This is a genomic window from Burkholderia sp. MSMB2157WGS (genome assembly GCF_001532755.1).
In the GTDB taxonomy this organism is placed as follows: domain Bacteria; phylum Pseudomonadota; class Gammaproteobacteria; order Burkholderiales; family Burkholderiaceae; genus Burkholderia.
In genome coordinates, this window is record NZ_LPJG01000015.1 from 157,860 (window position 1) to 178,961 (window position 21,102).

The window sequence follows — 21,102 nt, forward strand, 5'->3', positions numbered from 1 at the left end:
GGAAGCGGCCGCGCGGGGGAGTCTTTGCGCTCAGCGTCCCAGACAGTGGCACTAGGTCGCACGTCCAGCACGAGAAGGGTTCGCCAAGCCACTTGTCTCCAGCGTTGTCTCCAAGAAAATGTGTACTTTGGAGATAGACTTGGAGATAACCACAGCCTTACCAGACAAGGCTTACAGGCCGATACAATCGTCTATCTCCAAATCTCCAAATATTTTTGCTTCCGGCGGCACAGCAACGTTCCGTACAGCACCGACCTTCGACTGATCGAGCCTACGCCGATACGCCTGTTGGTATTTTTGTTGGTATCTTCTAAACAACGCCGCCCGAACGGCACACGCAGCAAAGCGATATGAATTCTGTCGGGGACCAGCCAAGCTCTAACTCCCCAAGATCCACAGCCCCCCGCTCAACCAACGACCACCGTAAACTCGACCCCCGACTCGAAATCCAGCGTCGTGGTCGAAAAACGCGGATCCTCGTCGAGGTAATCCTTGTACGGTCGAACGGCATCCTCGGCCGTGTACATATTGTCGGCGAGCACGACCGACCCCGGCCGCAGCAGGCGCTCGATCTGCCTGAACAGCTTCAGATACGCGTCAGCCCACACGTCGATAAACACCATGTCGACGGTCCCGTCCAGTTCGGCAACCGTCTCGAATACATCGCCCTTCCGCACGTCGACATAGGCGTCCAGCCCCGCTGTTTCGACGTGTGCCCGCAGGCGCGCGCATTTGAGCGCATCACGTTCGGTCGCGATGACCACGCCACGGCCCAACGTACGCAGCGCGTCGGCCAAATACAGGGTCGACACGCCGCAGGAACTCCCGAGCTCGAGGATTCTGGCCGACCGTTGCGACAGCACGATGTTGCGCAGGAATCGCCCCGTCTCCGCCGACACGGCCAACGACAGCGCACCGCTTACCGACGATTCGAAATCGTCGCTGAAGAGACCGAACGTTTCGAGAAATCGCCCTCGCAGCCGGGGGGCGAGCGTTTCGTATTCGTCGACGAGCGTCGGAAACGCCTCATTCGGCCCCTGGAACTGCGCGCGGGCCCGGGCGATGATTTCGCTCCGGCTTTCTTCATGAAGCCGTTGCAAAAGAACGTCGATGGTTGAAGCCAAGTTCATTCCTTGACGAGATTGATCACGTGAACGGCGTATCCAGCGGCTGCCATCCGTCGGACTGCGAGCGATACCGCGCCGTCATCGGCGGGCCCAGACGACGCTATGCCCTTCTGGCAAGCGTGATCGCACGTTCGGGACACGCCGTCACGCAAAGCCCGCATGACCGGCAGGCTTGCGCATTCGGCGTATAGGCGACTTTCATTCCATGCACGCGCAGTTTCAAGCGATGCATCAGCCCGAGGTCGAGGTAATCGGCCTGATCGATGCGCCGCACCTCGAACACGTTTTCCGGGCAAACGGTGACGCAATCCCCCTTGCCTTCGCAACGTTTCAGGTCGACGACCGGCGCGATCACCCCCGCCTTCTGCTTGCAGTCGTGCGTTGATTTTTCGCGCATGCTCACTCCTCCGGGCGCCGGTTGCCGCGCGATCGCCATGCGGCCCGGAAATGCTCGCGCTCTTCGGGTGTCATGGCTTCCCACTTGCGCCAGTGGCGCCGGCCGTGCCAGCCGCGGTGTCCGCGAAATCCGCCGAACAGGATGCGGCTCAACACGAGCAGGCCTAGCGCATGCGCGAAGTCGATCGTCCGGGCGCCGACGAACAGCGCCGGCATCACCCAGTTCCACAGCATCATGACGATCCATCCGAGCACGCCTATGGCGACCACCACGAGCAATGCCTTGCCCGCACATCTGATTCGAAGATTCATCCGTCGACTCCTCTAGATATCCAGTTCGTCGTAAATGGGTTGCAGTCGAGCACGCAGATGCAGGACCGCGTAGCGTTTGCGCGCCAGCAGCGTATTGAGCGTGACGCCGCTTTGCGTGGCCATTTCCTTGAAGGACAGCCCCTCCAGTTCGTGTGCGATGAAAACCTCGCGCTGATTCGCCGGCAACTCGTCGAGCGCATCCTGCAACGCTTTCAGCAACAGCGTGCGTGCGTAGCGCGCTTCAGGGCCGGCATCGTGCGCCGGTAACGCGAGATCCAGGCGATACTCGCTGTCCGCTTCGTCGTCGGCATCGAGCAGATCGGACAGTGGCTGCTCCTTCTTTTTGCGGAAACGATCGATGATGCGGTTGCGCGCGGCACGGAACAGCCACGCGCTCGCCTGTTCGATCGGCGCAGGAAGTCGATAAGCCTGGACGAATTCGTGAAGCACATCCTGCAGAACGTCCTCGGCATCGTCCGGGTCGCGTATCCGGCGCCGAATGAAGTTCCCTAGCCTCGTTCGTTCACGCATCACCGTCGCAGTGATGTCGCGGTCTGGGTCGGTCATCGTTTGCGAAGTGCGTGGCGGTTCCATGCGTCTGAAGACGTTTCAGGCGCGCGAATATTGTGGCGAAGATGAAAATTTTCCGGCCGTACGCGTCGGTTTCCGCGCGCGGCAGTCGTTTCAAGGAACAGGCCCGATATGAGATCGGGCCGTCTTCGCACGAATCGTTTGACTCTGCGCACCGACCCAAGTACACTTCGCGCCGCGGGGTGGAGCAGTCTGGCAGCTCGTCGGGCTCATAACCCGAAGGTCGTAGGTTCAAATCCTACCCCCGCAACCAAATACCGAAAAAAAGCCCGCTTTGCGAAAGCAAGCGGGCTTTTTGCCATTCAGCGGTCCGCGATATTGCTGACGCGCGCAGGCGGCACACGAATGACGTGTGCAATCGGGCATTCACCACGATATGCGACACACGCGCCCACCTCGCCCGTTCGCCGCCGACATGCACTGAACATTGCGTAGAATTCCGAACTTTCTTCAGTTCAGTACACGGACTTCGCCCATGCTTCGGACGATCGCGACGCTCGCCGCGCTTTCAGCGATGACCGGCACGGCCAACGCCGCCGACACCGACACGGCCTCCGCCGAACAGCGCTACGTTAGCCCGGGCATCGCCAACGTCACTGCGTCGGCAGCCCCGCGTCCGGACAACACGTCCCCCGACACCCGCTGCCGGGAACTGGCCGCCGGCATCGACGCGGTCACGCACTCGCCCGACCGCGGCCAGAAGGTCGTGCGCGGGATCGGCCCGGACGGCAAGCCGCGCAACGAACTGCGGGCCTACGACAAACGGGCCGACCTGGAAGCCGAGCGCCTGCGCGTCGGCTGCCGATAGCGAACGACGACGAACCAACCGTCACCCGGCCCGTTCACGCAGCGCACATCAGTGTTTATGCATTCGCGCCGCCGTCGATCGTCAACCCGGTCCCGGTGATCGATCGCCCTTCCGGCCCGACGATGAACGCCACGAGCGCGGCTACGTCGTCGGCCTTGCCGTACTGCTGAATCGCCATCCGCGAACGTTGCGCATCGGCGTGCTCGCCATCGGCCGGATTCATATCGGTATCGGTGGAGCCCGGATGCACGATGTTCACCGTGATGCCGCGCGAGCCGAGATCGCGCGCGAGCCCCTGCGTCCAGCCGATCAACGCGGCCTTGCTCGCCGCATAGAGGCTCATCCCCGCATCGGGCACGCGCGTCGCGAGGCAACTGCCGGTCGACACGATGCGCCCGCCCTCCCCGAGATGACGCGCCGCCGCCTGCGACGCGACGATCACCGCACGCACGTTCACGTTCAGCGTCGCGTCGATATCGTCGAGCGTGAGCTCGTCCAGCGCGCCGGCCCGGAAAATCCCCGCGTTGTTGACGAGGATGTCGAGGCCGCCGAACGCCTGCGCGGCACGATCGACCGCGTTGCGCACGGCCACCGGATCGGCGCTGTCGGCCTGGATCGCCACGGCGCGACGGCCCAGCGCTTCGATGCCGGCGACGACGGCCTGCGCCCGCTCGGCCGATTTTTCATACGTGATCGCCACGTCGGCGCCGTCGGCCGCCAGCCGTTTCGCGATCGCCGCGCCGATGCCACGGCTGCCGCCGGTGATGAGTGCACGCTTGCCCTGAAGTCGGTTCATGTCGGTTCCTTTCCTCATTTATGTAACGACCGACACAGAATGTGACAAGTTGCGCCGCACAGTCAATTGATTTATTTTATCGATCGATACAGATATCGACGAAGGAACGGACGCAATGGCTGAACGAGGCCGACCGAGAAGCTTCGACAAGGAAGCGGCGCTGGATCGCGCGATGGAGGTGTTCTGGCGTCTCGGCTACGAAGGGGCGTCGATGACGGACCTGACGGCCGCGATGGGCATCGCGTCGCCGAGCCTGTATGCGGCCTTCGGCAGCAAGGAAGCGTTGTTCCGGCAAGCCCTCGAGCATTACCGCGCAACCGAGGGGCGAGAAATTTGGGGAGGCGTCGAACGGGCGACCAGCGCGTACGAAGCCGTGCAGAACTACCTGATGGATACCGCACGCGTGTTCACGCGGCGTTCGAAGCCGGCCGGCTGTCTGATCGTGTTGTCGGCGCTGCATCCGGCCGAACGTTCCGACATGGTCCGGCAGACGTTGATCGCGATGCGCGAGGGCACGGTCGACGCGCTGCGGGAACGCCTCGCGCAAGGCGTCGCGACAGGCGAAATATCGGCGCACGCGAACCTCGATGCGATCGCGCGCTACTACGTGACGGTTCAGCAGGGGATGTCGATCCAGGCGCGCGACGGCGCGAGCCGCCGCGATCTGGAGGCCGTCGCGCAGGCCGCGCTGGCCGCATGGCCGGCGCTCGTCGGCGCGCGCGGCGCGGCCGGCGCGACCGGCGCGACCGGCGGATAGCGGCAGGACGCCGCCGGGAGATTACTGCTTCGCGGCTTGCTGCACGTCCTTCGACGCATGCCACACGCGATAGCGCACGTCGAAGCCATCCGGTACATACACGACGAGCGGCAGACGGCTGTTGTAGCGCAGCAGCTGACCGTCGCCGCGCACCTGCACGAACCGCCGCTGCGGCGCCTGGCCCGGGCACGCCATCAGCGTCGATGCCGGCCCCTTCACGTCGGTGAGCCGGTAATACGTGTAGCCCCAGCCCTTCACGTCCTCGGCGGTCAGCTCGCCGCCGAACCACTGCTGGTTGCAGTCGGTCTCCAGCGTCTTGCCGATCATCAGCTCGACGCGCGCATCGCCCTCGTTCTCGAGCGCGGGCAGCGCGATCACGGCGCGCTGCTGGCCGGCGGCTGCCTGCGGAAACATCTTGATCGACTCGGCCGGCACGGCGGGTGCGGATGCCGGCGCGGCCACGCATGCGGCGGCCGTCGTCACGCAGCAGGCGGCCAGTGCGGCCCGGATCGCGAATTTCATCGATGTGCTCCTGAAAAACAAATGAGCCCCGGATGCTAACACTTTCGTCGCAAGACCTTACGAGGCTGTAATTTGGCGACACAATTGCAAACAGCCGGCAATCCCCGGGCGCGGTACTTATAGCGGAACCAACGGAGAACATCATGCTGAAGCTCATTGCCGCCGCCGGCGTCGCCACCCTGCTGGCCGGCTGCGTCGTCGCCCCGGACGCCGGATACGGCTACGGGCAGCCCTACTATTCCGATCCCGGCTATGCGTACGCCCCGTCTCCCGTGTACGGCACGGTCAACATCTGGGGCGGTGGCGGCGGACGCGACTGGGATCGCGGCCGGCGCGACTACCATCACTGGGACGGCGATCGCGGCAACCGCGGCAACGGCTGGTGGCGCGGCGGCGGACGCCGCGGCGACTGGAACGAAGGCGGCGGTGGCGGCGGACACGGTCGCGGCGACGGCGGCGGTCATCGCCACTGACGCAATTGCAACCGTTTGTATCCACGCACGGCCCGCCGATGACCGGCAGCGCATCACACCTGCGAACGGACGGCCACGCAATAGACAAAGGCCCTCGCATCGAGCGAGGGCCTTTCGTCGTCCGGCCGGACGAAGCGAGCGTCGGCGAGGGCGTGGCCGCCCGGCACCGAACCCGCTCACGCGCCGCCGCTTACCAGCCGGCCGGTTGCACGTAGCCACCCTGCTGCACCGGCGCGCCGCACACGTACGCACGCTGGTAGCGGTCGTAGCAATAGTTCGGGCCGTCGTCCTGGTACTGCGCCTGCTGATAGGTCGGGTAGGCCGGCTGCTGGTACGCGGGCGCCTGGTAGTAGGTCGGCGGCTGATAGGCCGGCGCCTGGTACGCGGGTGCCTGATATGCGACGGGCGGATTCATCGCCGACGTCACGATCGCACCCAGCACCGCGCCGCCGATCAATGCGCCGATGACGGCGCCGCCGTCGCGGCCATGCGCGGACGCCGGGCCCGCGACCGCGAGCGAACCGGCAAGGACACATACTGCGGCAATCTTTTTCATGATGGACTCCCACGCGAAGTGGTACTGGATGCGATGCATTGTGGCGGTACGCGGCCGTAATAGATGCAGCAAGTGGTAACGCGCGATTACCGGCATCGCCCCCGGCGAAACGCGCCGTCGCCGTGCTACGATTTTCGGCATACAGGAGACGACGTCATGCAGCCCGAAACCGCCCGCCGTTTCGATACCGAATTCGCACCGCGCATCGCGCAGGCCATCGCCGCGTTCTTCGCCGATCACGTGCAGACCGACGTCGTCCCCTATGGCGGGCACGGGCATCCGACGCGCGTGCAGATCCGCAGCGCGCCGCACGAGCACGTGAGCGGCTTCGTGCATCCGCTGAATCTCGAACTGACATGGGACACCGACGAGATCGAGCGACTGATGGAACCCGACGGCCCGCAGCGCTTCGAGCACTACCTCGCCGCGCTGCCGAGAAAGCTGGGCGCGTGGCAGGGCGCGCGCGACATCGATCTCGCATCGCGCACGCAGGCCGACCCGCTCGTGCGGCTCGGCGGTCTCGACTTCGAAGGCTGAATGCGCGCGCCAGCCGGCAGCCGCACGGCTCGGCGTCGCGCGATGCGGCCCGGTGATACACTCGACCGGCCCCGTCCCGGTGCAGCCACGCCGGCCGGGCCGTTCATCGCCGCCTCCACCCGTGCACATGGTTGCGCACGCAACCGGCAAGCGGGCGCGCGGACAACCATGCTCTCGCTCCCGTCATGAACGCCGATACCGGCCTGCCGCTTCCGCAACGCTACTGGGCGATCGTCTGCGTCGCCCTGGGCATCACGCTCGCCGTGCTCGACGGCGCCATCGCGAACGTCGCGCTGCCGACCATCGCGCGCGACCTGCGCGCGTCCGACGCCGCGTCGATCTGGATCGTCAACGCGTACCAGCTCGCGGTCACGACCACGCTGCTGCCGCTCGCGTCGCTCGGCGAACGTATCGGCTATCGCCGCATCTACATCGCCGGGCTCGCGCTGTTCACCGCGGCATCGCTCGGCTGCGCACTCGCAGGCTCGCTGCCAATGCTGGCCGTGATGCGCGTGATCCAGGGGTTCGGCGCGGCCGGCATCATGAGCGTCAACGCGGCGCTCGTGCGGATGATCTACCCGTCTTCGATGCTCGGGCGCGGGCTGTCGATCAATGCGATGGTGGTCGCGCTGTCGTCGGCGATCGGGCCGACGGTCGCGTCGGCGATCCTGTCGTTCGCGTCGTGGCCGTGGCTCTTCGCGGTCAACGTGCCGATCGGCATCGCGGCCGTGCTCGGCAGCCTGCGCGCGCTGCCCGCCAACCCGCTGCACGATGCGCCGTACGACTTCCCGAGCGCGCTGATGAACGCATGCGTGTTCGGCCTGCTGATCACGGCCGTCGACGGGCTCGGTCACGGCGAAGGTCATGCGTACGTCGCGGCCGAACTGGCCGTCGCGTTCGTGGTCGGCTATTTCTTCGTGAAGCGTCAGTTGTCGCAGCCGGCGCCGCTCCTGCCGGTCGACCTGATGCGCATCCCGATGTTCGCGCTGTCGGTCTACACGTCGACGGCGTCGTTCACGTCGCAGATGCTCGCGTTCGTCGCGCTGCCGTTCTGGCTGCAGAATTCGCTGGGGTTCTCGCAGGTCGAGACGGGCCTCTACATGACGCCGTGGCCGCTCGTGATCGTGTTCGCCGCGCCGCTCGCGGGCGTGCTGTCGGACCGCTATTCGGCCGGCATGCTCGGCGGGATCGGGCTCGCGCTGTTCGCCGCCGGGCTGTTGTCGCTCGCGACGATCGGCGCGCACCCGGGCACGCTCGACATCGTGTGGCGGATGGCGCTGTGCGGCGCGGGCTTCGGGCTGTTCCAGTCGCCGAACAACCGCGCGATGCTGTCGTCGGCGCCGCGCGAGCGCAGCGGCGGCGCCGGCGGCATGCTGAGCACCGCGCGCCTGACGGGCCAGACGCTCGGCGCCGCGCTCGTCGCGCTGATTTTCGGGCTCGCGCCGGACCGCGGGCCGACGATCGCACTCTATGTCGCCACGGCGTTCGCGGCGGTGGCCGCGGTCGTGAGCCTGCTGCGCATCGCGTCGCCGCGGCCGGACACGGCGGCCTGACACCATCGAGCGCCGCACGGGCGGCGGACGTCATGCGGCGTCGAGCGTATCCATCACGAAGCGCACGCGCGCCTTCACGCTCACGCGCGGCAACTCGATCAGCCGATAGCCATACGACGTATAGCAATCGACCATCGCGTCATAGGTCCGCACCGCCTCCGCGAAATCCTGCCGGCGCTCGGTGTCCTGCGCATAGATGTCGGGCCACGGCGGCGCGATGAACACGCGCCGGTGATAGCGGAAACGCCGCGCCGCGGCTTCCGCGTGCGCGGGCACCGCCAACCCGGTCAGCGTCAGATAGCCGATCACGTCCGGCACGCCGCGGTCGAAGAACACCGGCCCGCGCGCCTGCCGCGCGAGATGGTAGGACCGCATCTCCCAGCTCAGCATCAGCTCGGCGAACGCGGCCGGGTCGCGCCACGGCAGCGCCGGGCCGTCGACGGCCATCTGGTCGCGGATCACGCCGCGCCCGGCCTCCTGCGAGCGCGCGAACCCGGCGCGCTCGAGCGCATCGAGCAACGTGCTCTTGCCCGAACCCGGGCCGCCCGTCACGACGAAGAAGCGGCCGGTCGTGTCGTCGACCGCTTCGTCGTCGCGATCGGCGGCGCTCAGCGCATTGCCCAACGCGGTGGCGCCCGGCGCGGCGGCGCCCGACCCGAACTCACGCATGCGCGACCCGCCGGCCCGCGCGCCGCGTGACCGACGCCGCGGCAGCGACGCTGCGCAAGTCGGCGACGAAGGTGTCGCGCCAGACCGACAGGTCGTTCTCGCGCAGCCGCGCGAGGTTCTCCTCGTGACGCGCCTGGCGCTCCGCGAGCGGCATCGACAGCGCGCGCTCGAGCGCCTCGGCCATCTGCGACAGGTCGTACGGATTGACGAGCAGCGCGCCGGTCAGCTCGGCCGCCGCGCCCGCGAACTCCGACAGCACGAGCACACCCGGATCGGCCGGATCCTGCGACGCGACGTATTCCTTCGCGACGAGATTCATCCCGTCGCGCAGCGGCGTCACGTAGCCGACCTGCGACATCCGGAAGAACGCCATCAGCAGGTTGCGCTCGTACTTGCGGTTCAGGTACTGGATCGGCGTCCAGTCGAGCTGCGAGAAGCGACCGTTGATCCGACCGGCCTCGCCTTCGAGCGTTTCGCGGATGTGCTGATAGGTCTGCACGTCGGAACGCGTCGGCGGCGCGATCTGCAGGAGCGACACACGCCCCTGCCAGCCCGGCGCATTCGCGAGCATCCGCTCGAACGACTGGAAGCGCTCGACGAGCCCCTTCGAGTAATCGAGACGGTCGACGCTCATCACCAGCTTGCGGTCGCCCAGCGCTTCGCGCAGCATCTTCACCGGCTTGCGCGTGCCGTACTGGACGGCCGCCTGCGCGATCGCGTCGGGATGCACGCCGATCGGATAGGCGGCGACCTTCACGACGCGGCCATGCGCGTGCAGCATCCCGTCGTCGCTCGCCGCGCCGATGCCGCGCCGCTCGATGTAGTCGGTGAAGGCCTGCTTGTCGGCCTCGGTCTGGAAACCCGCGACGTCGTACGCGCACATGAACTTCACGAGTTCCTCGTGCGGCGGCACGAGGCGCAGCATGTCGGGCGACGGAAACGGGATGTGCAGGAAGAAGCCGATCGGGTTCTTCACGCCGAGTTCGCGCAGACAGTGCGCGAACGGCAGCAGGTGGTAGTCGTGCACCCAGATCAGGTCGTCCGGCCGCAGCAGCGCGGCGAGCTGCTTCGCGAGCATCGCGTTCACGCGCAGGTAACCGGCGTACTCCTGCCGATCGAAGCGCGCGAGATCGCCGCGGTAATGGAACACCGGCCACAGCGTCGCGTTCGAGAAGCCGCGGTAGTACTGGTCGTAGTCGCGCCGGGTCAGCCCGACCGTCGCATACGTCACGTTGCCGTCCCGCTGGATCGCGGGCTCGGCATCCGGCGCACCGACGATCTCGCCGTTCCAGCCGAACCAGACGCCGCCCGTTTCCTTCAGCGCGTCCATCACGCCGACGGCCAGGCCGCCCGCGCTCGGGCGCGTGTCCTCGCCGGCGGCGACACGATTCGATACCACGATCAATCTGCTCATGCGACTTCCCCTCCTCGATTCGATTGGCTGGCGCGCAACGCACGCCGAAGCGGGCGCGGCGGCCCGAAGGCGGCCGCGCGGCGACTCAGTTCCGAGAATTGCAATGAAATACGGCGGTGGAATGCGGCGACGACCGTATCAAGCGTCCTGCTCCTGACCGAGGTCGCGTTGATAGTCGAGCCCTTCCGGGCGAGCACCACCCTGGTTGTGATCGCCGTCCGACGGCGTCTCGTCCGGCGCGCCCGCAGGCGGCGCCGATGGCGCGTCGGTCTGCGGACGCGGGCGGTCTTCCGAATGGCCGGCCGCCGCGTCAGGCGGCCGGTGTGACAACCGTTTCGAACGGCGCATGGCTGGGTGTCTCATCTGCGGCGCGGCTCGAGGCCGTCGTAGAAACATTCCATAGCAAAACAGTCTAGGTCGCGTCAGCGCGGCCGATGGTAACAATTACCTTCAATTTGTAACGTTTCGACCCTTCGTCGATCATCTATCCGACAATAACGCCGCCCGCGCGCACGCGGCCTGCCGCGCGGCGATTTGTCAAAGCTTTGCAGTTTTCCCATGACAATTGCGAAACAATGACGCGGCATCAGGCGTGCACGCGTCGCCGCTCACCCAGACAGGACTTGCACTCAGGGATGAACATTCGTTTCGAATCGCCGCGCCGGGCCACGCCGGCGCGCGTCGTGCTGGCCGCGATCGCCACGGCCGCACTGCTGTCCGGCTGCAATTCGTTGTACAGCGAAGGCGCGACGGCCGGCGCCGGTATCGCGGGCGCCGCGATCGCCTCCAAGGTCACCAACAATGCCGCCGTCGCGACGGGCATCGGCCTCGGCGCCGTCGCCGGCGCGCGGGCCGGCGTCCAGTACACGCAACGCGTCGCGCACCGCTACACGCAGGAGCAGATCGCGAAGGCGGCCGGCCCGCTCGACGTCGGCGGCGTCGCGCCGTGGTCGACGCACCATTCGTTCCCGATCGAGGACGACGAGCAGGGCCGCGTGACGGTCAGCCGCATGATCAGCGTCGGTCCGCTCGACTGCAAGGAAATCGTGTTCGCGGTCGACACGCCGGCGAAGGCCGACAAGGCCGCGCAATCGGCGTTCTACGTCGCCACCATCTGCCGCGACGGGCCCGTGTGGAAATGGGCGTCGGCCGAACCGGCGACCGAACGCTGGGGCGCGCTGCAATGAGCGTCGCGATTCGTATCGCGGCGATCGGTGCGCTGTGCGCGGCGACGGTCGCGCTGTCGGGCTGCGGGTCGGTCGGCGCGGCGAGCGGCGCGCTGGCCGGTGCGGCGACGGGCCTCGTCACTGCGAACCCGGCGGTCGGCGTCGGTGTCGGGATCGCCGTGCAGGCCGCGACCGACGAAGCCGTCAACCGCACGATGAAGCAGCTCCATCAGAACCAGCAGGACGCGATCGCGAAGACGGCCGGCAGTCTCGCCGTCGGCGAAGTGAAGCCGTGGAAGGTGAAGAACACGCTGCCGCTCGAAAACGGCGAAGGCGAGGTGCGGGTCACGCGCGCGTACTCGTCGGCGCTCGCGCTGTGCAAGGAATTCGCGTTCTCGGTGAAGGACGGCGACAAGGCCGACTGGTATTTCGCGAATGCGTGCCAGCAAGGCACGCACTGGAAGTGGGCGTCGGCGGAACCGGCCGTCGATCGGTGGGGGAATTTGCAGTAACGGGGCGATGCGCCACGCAATCAAACCGACGCGCCTGTACGTCGATTGAATGCAGCGCGCATGTCATCCGGGTCGACCATTTCCATTCGACCCAGCTCGGCCAGCACCGCCGCAAGCATGCCATCGACATCCGGATCCACCGCCCTCATCTGCTTCAACAATGCAGGCCGGAAGGCTTCGTCTTCGTTGATACCCGACTCCCCCGTCTGGCGTCGCGCACGATACAGCACGCCCACCCAATAACGCGTGCGCTCGATGGCGCTCCATCCCGCATATGTGTTCGGGAACCTCGCTCGTTCGATCGCCTGCCGAACGACTGCCTCGGGATCGTCCAGAAACCGCACGAAGAACATTTGTTCGCCGACGGCAAGCTTCGACGACGTCACCGGATCGTATGCGGTATAGGTTTCGTAGCGCACGTCGGTATCGGCCTCGAGTCTGTTGCCTACGTGCACCCGGATTCCGTCTTGCAGGATGCGCTGCTCCTCCGGCGGGAATTGCGCTTCGCGCTCGCTGCGTGACAGCAGACGCCCGAGCCTCGGCGAAAACTCGATTTCATGCTGGCGACCGATTTGCGCGTCGACGTACCAAACGATGACCGTTTGCGACTCGGCATGCTCGAACGCCTTCAGAAAAACCGTCTCGGGGACCAACGCCGCCAACGATGAAGGCAGCGCGGCATACGGCAACCTGTCCCGCTTCAACATCACGACTCCCCAAGCCATTCGCCCGGATTCTTCCGGGTCGGGACCGCACCTTCACATCCTGGAGCGGTCGTTACAGACGCGTGCGAAGCTGCGCCACCCGTTCCTTGATCTTCGCGGACAACGCATCGTCCGGATCGTAAGTCAGGCACCGCTCCAGATCGGCGATCGACGCCTTGATGTCACCCAGCGTCTCGTATGCCCGCGCGCGATTGAAATAGACGAAAGGCTGGTCGGGATTGAGCTTCAGCGCCCGATCGAAGTAATCGAGCGACTTCTGGTACGCGCCGCCCTCGAGGTAAATGGTCGCGAGCGTGCAATACGCCGACGGGTCCGTATAGCCCAGCTCGATGGCCCGGTTCAGATCGTTCAGCGCGAGATCGGTCTTCTTGATCATCGCGAAGGTCGTGCCGCGATCGGCATACGTCGCCGCATCGTCCGGCGCCACTTTCAGGATGTCGCCGTACAACCCGAGCGCGTCCTCGATGCGGCCCTGCGACACGAATCCGCGTGCCCGCATGCGCATCGGTGAAAAATCGGGGTTCTTGTCGGTCATTCAATTCAACTCCAAAAACTTCGCACTTGTATTATCCGCTTCGCTGTCCGGAAACCGTCCCGGCTCAGCGAACCGCTTTTTCGATGAGCCCTTTCAGGTAGCTCTCGAGCGCGCCGAACCTGACGATCGACGCGTTTCGCCTGGTTGGATGAGGTGCCGCCGCAGCTTTCACGGCTTCGGGCAGATCGTCCCTCAACCACAACTCGGGAATCTGCAACCGGGCGTACGATTCACCGTCGATTTCCTCCAGGACCATGTGGCCGCGCCATGGATATTCGTTGAACACGCCGGACACCTGATGCACGAAGAGCAGCGCCCGCTCCCCGATCTGGAGCGGTACGTTCCCCCACGTCGCAGGTCCACTGTAAAACTCGAACTCCGTTCCGAGACGATCCGGCGTGATGCCCTTCCCGCAGGAATAGATCTGCTCGATTCTTGCGCGAAAAACGTGCGGACTCGGTGAATCGATGACGGACACGAGCACCAGATCGTGCATTCTGGCAGCGACGGAATAGAGGCTTTCTGACGCGTTCATAAGATTTAACTTCCTGGCATCCAAGGCGTACCCACTTTCTCGAGCTCCGGCATGTAATTCTGCAATTTCCCTGTCCCTTCGGGAATGGGAATGCCGAGGCGACCGGGAAACGTCGCACAGTTATAGTGGTTTGCCGGCCATTCGCCAGACTGGGGTGGCCATTGATACCGAATGTCATCCATCGGCCCGCGCGCGACCAGTTCCTCGTGCGCCGCCAGTATCGATTCGTACTGCTCCTGCGTGACCGGTATCTTTTGCTCGTACACCGTCTGTAGCGCTCCGCCACCACCACGGGCAGCCATCGGATTTTTCGCGATCGCGATGAATGCATCTTGATCCGCGGTAATCATCCCGGGGTAGCTGCCCGATCCCTTCAAATGAGTAAACACTTCCGCCAGGCTCGCATCGCCCGTTGCAGGGCCAAAACCCCATATCGTCTTGCCGCCGTCCAGCGAATACCCGACGTGGCCAGTGTACTGATACGGATGCATCCCGCCTTCGACATCGGACGCCCGCCCGCCGCCACGCACACCGAACAGCGAAATCGTCGGCTGCTCCGTCGCCCCTGCGGCGCCTTCGGCCGCTTCCAGCGCCGACAGTTCGCCAGCCGCGGCGCCCGCTCCCCTCGCCCCGCCGACGAGCCCGGCGCCCTTCGCCGCCCCCATCCCGCCCAGCAAGCTTCCTCCAAGCATCGACCACTTCTGCCCGTCCGACCCCTCGCCGAAAATCTTTCCGCCCAGCCACCCGCCGACTTCACCGCCGAGAAAGCCGCCGGCCGCGCCGAGAAACGCCAGCGCCGGCCCCGCAAGAACGGCCGCGCCGGCAATGCCCACCGCGGCCATCGTCCAGTTCACCCACGCCGGGATCTCGGGATTGAACTCCCCGACTGCCGGGCCACCGATGAACACGTTCGGCGATCCGTCGTTGATCAACGCGCCGCACATCATCCGGTCTTCCTTGCGGCTCGCCGGCTGGCTGTTGATGAACACCGTCGACGCCCCCTGCGCGACCACCTGCGGCGGGCCTGCGTGGTCGCTGCACAGCCCGAGGCTCAAAATGGCCCGTATCGCGGGGCGACTGTTGATGAAGACGTTGGGCGAGCCCTTTATCAGGCTTCCGGTGACGTGCCGCGGCGCCCACGACATCGTGCCCAGCACTTCGCCCAGTCCGCCGCCGGCGGCAGCCCCCGCGGCGACCGCGGCAATCACCGTCAACGCCGCGCCGCCGGTCGCGACCACCGCCACGGCGCCGATCACCGCGCCGGCAATCATCCCGGCGATCATCCATCCCTTGGACGCCGTATGCGCGATCGGATCGCCGAACCGCGCAGCAGCAAGCAATGTATCCACGCGCGCTCCCCGTCAGCCTGCGTTCGCCACCGCGGTCAGATAAGCCCGCACGGCCTCGACGTTCTGCATGCCGACCATGCCCTTCACCGCCGTCACGTCACCGAGCCGATCGCCCAGCGACGCGTGCGCGTGCGAATCCGTCGTCCACAGCGCGAATTGACGGCCATCCACGGCCCGCCACGCCGGCTGCCCGTGCGGTGCAAGCTGCAACGCCAGCGGCTCGCCGGCCGGGCCGAAGAACGCGGTGTCGTCGAACATTTCCGTGACGTCGTGCCGGTACAGTTCGGCGATGCCGGTAAGCGCATACAGCGTCGCGCTCGGCTCATGCAGCACGAACACGATGCCGGCCTCGTCCTGGCCGAGCGCCCGCGGCGCGAAGGCTGCCTGATCGGGCCGCGCCAGCACGACGCTCGCGAGCAGGTTCTTGTATTCCTTGCTCTTGTCCTCCGTGAACGACTTCGGACAGGTACCAATGAAGCTGATCGCCATGCGCTCGCGCCCCGCCTTCGGCGACATCACGACCGTCTGGCGCTGATGCAGCGGCGCGCCTTCCGACACCCACTGGTAGTCGATTTCGCGCGCGGTTTCGCCGTCGATTTCCCGGTTTTCCAGATGCTTCAATTCGAAACGCGGCAGCGACTTGCGCATCTCCGAGACCAGTCGGGTCACGAACGTATCGACCGTGTCGTCCGGCTCCATCGGCGCGCGCGACACCACGAAGGTGAAGCCGCTGCTACCTGCCTCGTCGACCGTGAACAGGTGAATCGTCTTGTCTTTGAAGTGCGCCGGCAACTCAATGACGGCATCGTTCATCTGATATTCGGACATGCTCTTCTCGGTTCGGCCAGCCCGTCGGAGTGGGCGCCGGATTGAAACTGTTCGCCGGCGGCGCACGCGCCGCCGGCACATCCGTCAGGCGGCGGCGTTACCGCACGCCGGCCGCGACCAGGCGCTTGTGAATGGCTTCGATGCGACCCAGTTGCGGCGAGCCTTTCGGCGTCTGTTGCAGTTCGTCGCCGAGGACTTTCGCGTACGCGAGACCGTTGTCGTTCTTCACCGACGGATCGGCGCCATGCTCGAGCAGATAATCGACGACGTCCCACTGCCGCAGGCGCGTCGCTTCGTAGAGCGCGGTTTCCTTCATCGAGTCCCGCAGATTGACGTTCGCCTTGTGCTCGACCAGCACGCGCATGTGCGGCAGCAGCGAATCCTTGCAGGTCGCGAAGAGCAGCGGCGTATCGCCGTCGTACTTGAGATCCGGGTTCATGCCGCCGGCCAGCAACGCCCGCAGCAGGTTCGGCGTGTCGGCACGCGCGGCCAGATATGCGACGTTCGCGCCATTCTCGCCGAACGGCTGTTCAGGCCTGGCGCCGTCCCGGACCAGTTCGCTGACGATCTGAAGGCGCACGTTGCCGGCGTCCGTCTTCACCGGCACGGCTTCCTGCACCGCGAACGACAGCAGGCTGGCCTTCTTGTTGCCCAGCGCGGCGAGATCGGTATGCGTCGCAAGCGCCTTGACCCGCTCCAGATTGCCGTCGCGAATGGCACGCGCCAGCTCGAGTTGCTGCCCCGTGAAAAAATCTTCGGGCGGGTAACGTTTGAAGTCTGCCATTTTCGTTTCCTGTGCATGAGTCGGCCACCAGAACGGCGACGACAAACCGATGACCGCGACAACCGCGCCCGCGGCGATGACCTTGTTGTATTTCATCAATGTCCCTGCAGTTGACTCAGCAGCGACGATTGCTGCTCGGCGACGGTCGTATTCAGCCCGCTCGTCACCTGGCCCATCATGTGCCGCTGGACCGTCGTCACGCTGGTGCCCGGAATGGTGATCTGCTCGCCGACCGCCTTGGGCATCAGGAGCGACGTCACATCGCTGATCGGGCCCAGCCCGCCCTCCTGCGAGCCCGTCAGGATGTCGCCGTCGACGCGATAATTCGCGATCGACGACGCGCGCGGCGTGGCCCCGTATAGCGGCAGCGTTTCAGGATTGAGGCCCGCCGCGTTGAAGGTCGTCGCGCCGGCGCCGCTCGCCTGCGACGCCGCCGCCGCCAACCCGCCGCCCAGCGAATGACCGGTAAGGTCGAGGCCGCCCGCATTGCCGGAGCCGTAGATCTTCTTGCCGAGGGTCACGGCGCGATCGTAGTACGGCGAATTGTCGCCGAGCCCCTGGCTGAGGTTGTTCGACCAGTCCTCCTTGACCGTCGGCTGCGTGCCCTTGAAGGCGAGCGTCGGCTTCATGCTGTCGCCGAACACAGCCGGATCGGGCGCATAGACTTGCGCACCGAAATTGCTGCCGGGAATCTGCAGGTCCTGCGGCCGCATGCCGAATTTCTTCAACGCTTCCGGATCGTTCGACACGTTCTTCCATCCCGGCGGCGCCGTGCCCGGCGTGTACACCGCCTCCGCGAGCTTGGCCAGTTGCTGCGCCTTCACCGTCGCCTGAAGCTTGCGTGCGGCGGCCTGCACTTTCGGATCGGCCGACGCGAGACCCGCCGCGATGATCGCCTGCTGATTGGCCCACTCGATCGCCATCGCCTGCTCGGGCGTCACGAACAGACCCTGGTTCAGGTGGATCACCGGGCCATCGAGGAAAATGCCGCTCTGATTGATCAGGATGCTCGACGCGCCGTGAGACAGCTTGATGCTGTCCGGCTTCAGCGTCACGACGCTCGCGCCGACCCGGTGCTCGATCTCGTCCGTCGCCTGATAGCTCTGCTTGCCCGGCCCGGCGTCGCCCGCGAGCGCCTGCACGCCGACGGTGTTGGCCGTCGTGAAGCGCGCCTTCGCGATCTTTTCCGACAGGCTGCCTTGCGCGACATGCTTGTTCTCGTCGCCTTTCAGCACCGACACGTTCCGCGCGCCGGATTCGACCGTGTGCGATTCGCTGTCCTTGACGATCGTCTTCATGTCCTTCTGCGCATGCAGAAAGACTTCCTGGGCGCCGTTCACGTCAGAGAACCGCAGTTCATTGAAGCCTTCGCCCTTGTGCGTCTGGCTGCGCATCCCCATCGTCTGGCCGCCGCTGCCGTGATACGGGTTGCCCGATTCGCCGTTGAACACGCGGCCGACGACGATCGGGTTGTCCGGATCGCCCTGATTGAACGAGACGAGCACCTCCTGGCCGATTCGCGGGATCGCCGAGCCGCCCCAGCCCTTGCCTGCCCACGGTTGCGACACGCGCACCCACATCGAATCCGAACCGTCGAGCTTGCCGCGCCGGTCCCACATGAAATGCAGCTTGACGCGGCTGCCGTCAGTGTGAATTTCCTCGCCCTTCGGCCCGACCACGATCGCGGACTGCGTGCCCTGCATGTGCGGCTTGGGCGTACGCCGTTCCGGCCTGAACGGAATGTCGATCGGCAGGCACGTAAACGTGTTGTGGTACGGCAGTTTCGAGGTCTGCTGGGTATAGTCGTTCGCCACCTGGTGACGCACGCGCAGGATCACGAAATCCTTGTTGTTGTATGCGGACGTGTCGTGATTGACCAGCGTGAAGCGCCCGCTCGTCGTCATCCCGTGCGCATGACCGGCGCCGTTGAAACGATGCGCGAGCGCTTCTTCCGCTTCCATCGCGTAGCACGCGTAACGCTGCCCGTCGTCGCCGTGGTCATACAGCGAATGGAACTGGTAGCGCTCGGTCGTCTGGATGTTGGGATGCTTCAGATTGACGGTCGGCACCTCGACGTGCATCAACTGCGACGACGGCTGGTTGTAGTTGAAATCCCGGTACGTGATCTTGCCGACCCGGAAACTGAACGCCTCGTTCCATCGGTCGATGCCGTTCTGCTCGCTGGCGGCGCTGTTGGCCTGGTACGGAATGGTCTTCAGGTTCGGAATCGGCTGGAACACCGCGTTGGTGTCGCCGATCACGAGGATGTGTTTATCCTGTTCGTAGCGGATCGTCCAGATCAGCCCTTCCTGCTCCATCAGGCGCGAGCAGAAACTGTAGTACGACTCGTCGTACATGACGATGTATTCGAGCTTCGGACGTTCGCCCTGCATCGCGAACGCGAAATCCGAAAAGCCCATCTCGCGGAAAATGTCGCTCAGGATGTCCTGCGGCGTCTGGTTCTGGAAGATCCGGCAATCGGTCGAGCGCGTGAGAAACCAGAACCACGGCACGACCGACATTTCGTAGCGGGTCACCGAACCGGATTTTCCGACGCGGCCGAACGACGCGACGTAACCGTCGAAATATCGCTTCGTCTCGGTATCCGCCGCCGACGTCACGACGCGCGTCAGGCTGAAATTGCGGCTCTGCGGCTCGAGCGTGAGCTTGACCCGCTGCCCGACGATTTCCTGGGGCTCGATATTGTTGCGGTGGGAAAGCAGGTCGAGATGCGTTTCGGTCAGCTGATTGACGTGTTCGTCGATGACCGCCGCGCTGACCAGCAGCACGTCGGGGCCGAGCGGCGTTTCGATCGTGATGAAGCGATTGTCCTGGGTCAGGCGCGGAACCGCGCCCGTCAGGCTGTTGATGGCCTCGGCGATCGACTCCGGGGCCTTGCCCATCAGCGACAAGCCGGTTTGCGCCAGTTGCACCGCGCTCGCGGCGCCGCCCAATAGCCCCGCGCCCGGCATCCCGGTCAGCGCCCCCAGTTGGCCCGCCATGCCGGCGAGCGAACCCAGGTTGCTCAAGCCGCCGGCCAAGGCCGCACCGCCCCCTCCCATCCCGGCGGGGTTTCCGTTTGCTGCGAAACTCATTTTTAACCTCGTTTTTGTCGTCGGGCGAACCCGCCGCGATCCGGACGCTATCGCACCAACAAGGCGCTCTCAGCCACCTTGAAGGCGCCAAATATATCAAACCGTAGGGAAATTCATAACCACTTGTCAGCATCTAATATTCTGCGCCGACAACTACCCGATCGATCCCCAATATCTATCGCCGATGACGGGCGCGATCGCGCGCCGATGCAAGCGCACCGCACCAATACGGCGGGCATTCAATGCGTGGTAACGGGGAAGACGGCGGGAGAAGTGAACGAAGCGTCGCCGTCGATGCGTGAAGCCGGGCGCGGCACTCTCGGCGAACGCCACGTCCGCCGCGCCCCCCCGGCAGGGGCACAATCCGACCATCAGGTGATCCATGACCCGGCGCCCGTTGCGACCGCCAGGGTCGGGCCGCAGGCCGTTGGCTACTCACTGCGGCCGAATCCAGCCACAGCGAGCGAGCATCCGGACGATCCCGGCGAATGCGCCGGAATCGCCCCGCCAGCATCAGGACTCGACGTCCTCGAGGCTGAAGATTTCGGTCTGGTCGTTGTACGAGAAGATCTCCCCGTAACGGCCCCAGTCGATCACCGCGTCGAGCGTCTCCTCGGCCGCGCCGTCCGACAGGAAATCCTCGAGCTCCTGCTCGAAGCGCACACGCGGCGCGCGGTGGCCCGGACGCTCGTTCAGCACCTTCTTGATCCGCGCGGCGAGCGGCACGTGCTTCAGCAGGTGATCCGCGAACATCAGCTTGCGCTCCTGCGTGCCGAATTCCGCGAACACGCGCCCCGGCGGCGTCAGGAACACGTCGCCTTCGCGCACGTCCGCGAAGCCGAGGTACTGCAGCACTTCCGCGATCGGGAACAGGTCGTCGACCTCGAGATGCAGCGTGCGCGCGATTTCCGGCATGTCGGCGCGGCCGTGGTACGGCGCCATCGCGAGCGTCTCGATCAGGCCGGCCATCAGGTTGGTCGACACTTGCGGCAGCCAGCTGCCGAGTTCGAGCCCCTTCTTCGTCGCCTCGCCGGTCTGGCGCGCGGTCATCTTCGCGTAGAT

The 21,102-nt window shown here is 65.6% G+C and carries 25 protein-coding genes and 1 tRNA gene; 8 read left to right on the forward strand and 18 right to left on the reverse strand.

What is annotated here, in order from left to right; genetic code table 11:
• Window positions 1-407: 407 nt before the first annotated feature.
• The 4 genes from WT53_RS10610 to WT53_RS10625 all read right to left on the reverse strand — a co-directional run bounded on the left by WT53_RS10610 (window position 408) and on the right by WT53_RS10625 (window position 2,429).
• Window positions 408-1,130 (reverse strand): O-methyltransferase, encoded by a 723-nt coding sequence (locus tag WT53_RS10610; protein ID WP_156447868.1) that lies wholly within the window; start codon window positions 1,128-1,130, stop codon window positions 408-410.
• Between the two features lie 97 nt (window positions 1,131-1,227).
• Window positions 1,228-1,524 (reverse strand): 4Fe-4S binding protein, encoded by a 297-nt coding sequence (locus WT53_RS10615; RefSeq protein WP_059781237.1) that lies wholly within the window; start codon window positions 1,522-1,524, stop codon window positions 1,228-1,230.
• A 2-nt stretch (window positions 1,525-1,526) separates the two neighbouring features.
• On the reverse strand, window positions 1,527-1,835 hold the full coding sequence (locus WT53_RS10620) for a hypothetical protein (protein WP_034208072.1): 309 nt from the start codon (window positions 1,833-1,835) through the stop codon (window positions 1,527-1,529).
• Window positions 1,836-1,847: 12 nt separating this feature from the next.
• On the reverse strand, window positions 1,848-2,429 hold the full coding sequence (locus WT53_RS10625; protein WP_060259625.1) for an RNA polymerase sigma factor: 582 nt from the start codon (window positions 2,427-2,429) through the stop codon (window positions 1,848-1,850).
• Window positions 2,430-2,602: 173 nt separating this feature from the next.
• On the opposite strand from WT53_RS10625, the gene WT53_RS10630 reads away from it, so the two are divergent.
• Together WT53_RS10630 and WT53_RS10635 are read left to right on the forward strand one after the other, a co-directional pair.
• Window positions 2,603-2,679, forward strand: a tRNA-Met gene (locus tag WT53_RS10630).
• A gap of 222 nt (window positions 2,680-2,901) precedes the next feature.
• Entirely contained in the window at window positions 2,902-3,234 is a 333-nt protein-coding gene (locus WT53_RS10635) for a hypothetical protein (RefSeq protein WP_060259628.1), read from the forward strand.
• A gap of 55 nt (window positions 3,235-3,289) precedes the next feature.
• Here the strand turns inward: WT53_RS10635 and WT53_RS10640 are convergent, their stop codons facing one another.
• Window positions 3,290-4,030, reverse strand: a complete 741-nt coding sequence (locus WT53_RS10640) for an SDR family NAD(P)-dependent oxidoreductase (protein ID WP_060259631.1) — start codon at window positions 4,028-4,030, stop codon at window positions 3,290-3,292.
• Window positions 4,031-4,145: 115 nt separating this feature from the next.
• On the opposite strand from WT53_RS10640, the gene WT53_RS10645 reads away from it, so the two are divergent.
• Window positions 4,146-4,787, forward strand: a complete 642-nt coding sequence (locus tag WT53_RS10645; RefSeq protein ID WP_060259635.1) for a TetR/AcrR family transcriptional regulator — start codon at window positions 4,146-4,148, stop codon at window positions 4,785-4,787.
• 21 nt (window positions 4,788-4,808) lie between these two features.
• Here WT53_RS10645 and eco read toward each other — a convergent pair whose 3' ends face one another.
• Window positions 4,809-5,309 (reverse strand): serine protease inhibitor ecotin, encoded by a 501-nt coding sequence (eco, locus tag WT53_RS10650; protein ID WP_060259639.1) that lies wholly within the window; start codon window positions 5,307-5,309, stop codon window positions 4,809-4,811.
• 143 nt (window positions 5,310-5,452) lie between these two features.
• Between eco and WT53_RS10655 the strand changes: the two genes are divergently transcribed.
• Window positions 5,453-5,782, forward strand: a complete 330-nt coding sequence (locus WT53_RS10655; RefSeq protein ID WP_059499109.1) for a hypothetical protein — start codon at window positions 5,453-5,455, stop codon at window positions 5,780-5,782.
• 190 nt (window positions 5,783-5,972) lie between these two features.
• On the opposite strand, the gene WT53_RS10660 is transcribed toward WT53_RS10655, so the two are convergent.
• Complete coding sequence (locus WT53_RS10660) at window positions 5,973-6,377, reverse strand: hypothetical protein (RefSeq protein ID WP_059824985.1); 405 nt, start codon at window positions 6,375-6,377, stop codon at window positions 5,973-5,975.
• Window positions 6,378-6,494: 117 nt separating this feature from the next.
• On the opposite strand from WT53_RS10660, the gene WT53_RS10665 reads away from it, so the two are divergent.
• Entirely contained in the window at window positions 6,495-6,875 is a 381-nt protein-coding gene (locus WT53_RS10665; protein WP_059499107.1) for a DUF5594 family protein, read from the forward strand.
• A 185-nt stretch (window positions 6,876-7,060) separates the two neighbouring features.
• The gene (locus tag WT53_RS10670) at window positions 7,061-8,428 is read left to right on the forward strand and encodes an MFS transporter (protein ID WP_060259642.1); all 1,368 of its coding nucleotides are present in this window, start codon (window positions 7,061-7,063) and stop codon (window positions 8,426-8,428) included.
• Between the two features lie 30 nt (window positions 8,429-8,458).
• Here the strand turns inward: WT53_RS10670 and WT53_RS10675 are convergent, their stop codons facing one another.
• The 3 genes from WT53_RS10675 to WT53_RS32190 form a co-directional block, all read right to left on the reverse strand.
• On the reverse strand, window positions 8,459-9,097 hold the full coding sequence (locus tag WT53_RS10675; RefSeq protein ID WP_257127827.1) for an AAA family ATPase: 639 nt from the start codon (window positions 9,095-9,097) through the stop codon (window positions 8,459-8,461).
• Entirely contained in the window at window positions 9,090-10,511 is a 1,422-nt protein-coding gene (gene otsA / locus WT53_RS10680; protein ID WP_034208082.1) for an alpha,alpha-trehalose-phosphate synthase (UDP-forming), read from the reverse strand. The genes WT53_RS10675 and otsA overlap by 8 nt, the downstream gene beginning before the upstream one ends.
• Window positions 10,512-10,649: 138 nt before the next feature.
• Complete coding sequence (locus tag WT53_RS32190) at window positions 10,650-10,859, reverse strand: hypothetical protein (protein ID WP_082725076.1); 210 nt, start codon at window positions 10,857-10,859, stop codon at window positions 10,650-10,652.
• Window positions 10,860-11,146: 287 nt separating this feature from the next.
• Here WT53_RS32190 and WT53_RS10685 point away from each other — a divergent pair, with 287 nt between their 5' ends.
• Both WT53_RS10685 and WT53_RS10690 read left to right on the forward strand, forming a co-directional pair.
• On the forward strand, window positions 11,147-11,698 hold the full coding sequence (locus WT53_RS10685) for a hypothetical protein (protein WP_059499103.1): 552 nt from the start codon (window positions 11,147-11,149) through the stop codon (window positions 11,696-11,698).
• A complete protein-coding gene (locus WT53_RS10690) occupies window positions 11,695-12,189 on the forward strand; it encodes a hypothetical protein (protein ID WP_050017462.1) in 495 nt (164 codons plus the stop codon). Before WT53_RS10685 ends, WT53_RS10690 begins: the two co-directional genes overlap by 4 nt.
• Before the next feature lie 20 nt (window positions 12,190-12,209).
• Here the strand turns inward: WT53_RS10690 and WT53_RS10695 are convergent, their stop codons facing one another.
• The 8 genes from WT53_RS10695 to WT53_RS10730 all read right to left on the reverse strand — a co-directional run.
• Window positions 12,210-12,896 carry a hypothetical protein gene (locus WT53_RS10695; protein WP_060259645.1) on the reverse strand — a complete coding sequence of 229 codons (687 nt, stop codon included), beginning with the start codon at window positions 12,894-12,896 and terminating at the stop codon, window positions 12,210-12,212.
• A gap of 70 nt (window positions 12,897-12,966) precedes the next feature.
• Entirely contained in the window at window positions 12,967-13,449 is a 483-nt protein-coding gene (locus WT53_RS10700; RefSeq protein ID WP_059833485.1) for a tetratricopeptide repeat protein, read from the reverse strand.
• Window positions 13,450-13,513: 64 nt separating this feature from the next.
• Window positions 13,514-13,984 carry a hypothetical protein gene (locus WT53_RS10705; protein ID WP_156447869.1) on the reverse strand — a complete coding sequence of 157 codons (471 nt, stop codon included), beginning with the start codon at window positions 13,982-13,984 and terminating at the stop codon, window positions 13,514-13,516.
• A gap of 5 nt (window positions 13,985-13,989) precedes the next feature.
• A complete protein-coding gene (locus tag WT53_RS32195; protein WP_218921411.1) occupies window positions 13,990-15,333 on the reverse strand; it encodes a PAAR domain-containing protein in 1,344 nt (447 codons plus the stop codon).
• A 12-nt stretch (window positions 15,334-15,345) separates the two neighbouring features.
• Window positions 15,346-16,161, reverse strand: a complete 816-nt coding sequence (locus WT53_RS10715; RefSeq protein ID WP_059781217.1) for a DcrB-related protein — start codon at window positions 16,159-16,161, stop codon at window positions 15,346-15,348.
• A gap of 97 nt (window positions 16,162-16,258) precedes the next feature.
• Window positions 16,259-16,945: an ankyrin repeat domain-containing protein gene (locus WT53_RS10720; RefSeq protein ID WP_257127828.1), complete on the reverse strand. Its 687-nt coding sequence runs from the start codon at window positions 16,943-16,945 to the stop codon at window positions 16,259-16,261.
• A 95-nt stretch (window positions 16,946-17,040) separates the two neighbouring features.
• A complete protein-coding gene (locus tag WT53_RS10725) occupies window positions 17,041-20,040 on the reverse strand; it encodes a type VI secretion system Vgr family protein (protein WP_060259651.1) in 3,000 nt (999 codons plus the stop codon).
• Window positions 20,041-20,553: 513 nt separating this feature from the next.
• Window positions 20,554-21,102 (reverse strand): AAA-associated domain-containing protein (locus tag WT53_RS10730; protein WP_179949006.1); only part of this gene is annotated, 549 nt, incomplete at its 5' end.

What these genes read in the sequence shown, in the direction of transcription:
- WT53_RS10610 (WP_156447868.1), bottom strand. Translation starts at nt 1,130, where the DNA reads ATGAACTTGGCTTCAACCATCGACGTTCTTTTGCAACGGCTTCATGAA.
- WT53_RS10615 (WP_059781237.1), bottom strand. Translation starts at nt 1,524, where the DNA reads ATGCGCGAAAAATCAACGCACGACTGCAAGCAGAAGGCGGGGGTGATC.
- WT53_RS10620 (WP_034208072.1), bottom strand. Translation starts at nt 1,835, where the DNA reads ATGAATCTTCGAATCAGATGTGCGGGCAAGGCATTGCTCGTGGTGGTC.
- WT53_RS10625 (WP_060259625.1), bottom strand. Translation starts at nt 2,429, where the DNA reads ATGGAACCGCCACGCACTTCGCAAACGATGACCGACCCAGACCGCGAC.
- WT53_RS10635 (WP_060259628.1), top strand. Translation starts at nt 2,902, where the DNA reads ATGCTTCGGACGATCGCGACGCTCGCCGCGCTTTCAGCGATGACCGGC.
- WT53_RS10640 (WP_060259631.1), bottom strand. Translation starts at nt 4,030, where the DNA reads ATGAACCGACTTCAGGGCAAGCGTGCACTCATCACCGGCGGCAGCCGT.
- WT53_RS10645 (WP_060259635.1), top strand. Translation starts at nt 4,146, where the DNA reads ATGGCTGAACGAGGCCGACCGAGAAGCTTCGACAAGGAAGCGGCGCTG.
- eco (WP_060259639.1), bottom strand. Translation starts at nt 5,309, where the DNA reads ATGAAATTCGCGATCCGGGCCGCACTGGCCGCCTGCTGCGTGACGACG.
- WT53_RS10655 (WP_059499109.1), top strand. Translation starts at nt 5,453, where the DNA reads ATGCTGAAGCTCATTGCCGCCGCCGGCGTCGCCACCCTGCTGGCCGGC.
- WT53_RS10660 (WP_059824985.1), bottom strand. Translation starts at nt 6,377, where the DNA reads ATGCATCGCATCCAGTACCACTTCGCGTGGGAGTCCATCATGAAAAAG.
- WT53_RS10665 (WP_059499107.1), top strand. Translation starts at nt 6,495, where the DNA reads ATGCAGCCCGAAACCGCCCGCCGTTTCGATACCGAATTCGCACCGCGC.
- WT53_RS10670 (WP_060259642.1), top strand. Translation starts at nt 7,061, where the DNA reads ATGAACGCCGATACCGGCCTGCCGCTTCCGCAACGCTACTGGGCGATC.
- WT53_RS10675 (WP_257127827.1), bottom strand. Translation starts at nt 9,097, where the DNA reads ATGCGTGAGTTCGGGTCGGGCGCCGCCGCGCCGGGCGCCACCGCGTTG.
- otsA (WP_034208082.1), bottom strand. Translation starts at nt 10,511, where the DNA reads ATGAGCAGATTGATCGTGGTATCGAATCGTGTCGCCGCCGGCGAGGAC.
- WT53_RS32190 (WP_082725076.1), bottom strand. Translation starts at nt 10,859, where the DNA reads ATGCGCCGTTCGAAACGGTTGTCACACCGGCCGCCTGACGCGGCGGCC.
- WT53_RS10685 (WP_059499103.1), top strand. Translation starts at nt 11,147, where the DNA reads ATGAACATTCGTTTCGAATCGCCGCGCCGGGCCACGCCGGCGCGCGTC.
- WT53_RS10690 (WP_050017462.1), top strand. Translation starts at nt 11,695, where the DNA reads ATGAGCGTCGCGATTCGTATCGCGGCGATCGGTGCGCTGTGCGCGGCG.
- WT53_RS10695 (WP_060259645.1), bottom strand. Translation starts at nt 12,896, where the DNA reads ATGTTGAAGCGGGACAGGTTGCCGTATGCCGCGCTGCCTTCATCGTTG.
- WT53_RS10700 (WP_059833485.1), bottom strand. Translation starts at nt 13,449, where the DNA reads ATGACCGACAAGAACCCCGATTTTTCACCGATGCGCATGCGGGCACGC.
- WT53_RS10705 (WP_156447869.1), bottom strand. Translation starts at nt 13,984, where the DNA reads ATGAACGCGTCAGAAAGCCTCTATTCCGTCGCTGCCAGAATGCACGAT.
- WT53_RS10715 (WP_059781217.1), bottom strand. Translation starts at nt 16,161, where the DNA reads ATGTCCGAATATCAGATGAACGATGCCGTCATTGAGTTGCCGGCGCAC.
- WT53_RS10720 (WP_257127828.1), bottom strand. Translation starts at nt 16,945, where the DNA reads ATGGCAGACTTCAAACGTTACCCGCCCGAAGATTTTTTCACGGGGCAG.
- WT53_RS10725 (WP_060259651.1), bottom strand. Translation starts at nt 20,040, where the DNA reads ATGAGTTTCGCAGCAAACGGAAACCCCGCCGGGATGGGAGGGGGCGGT.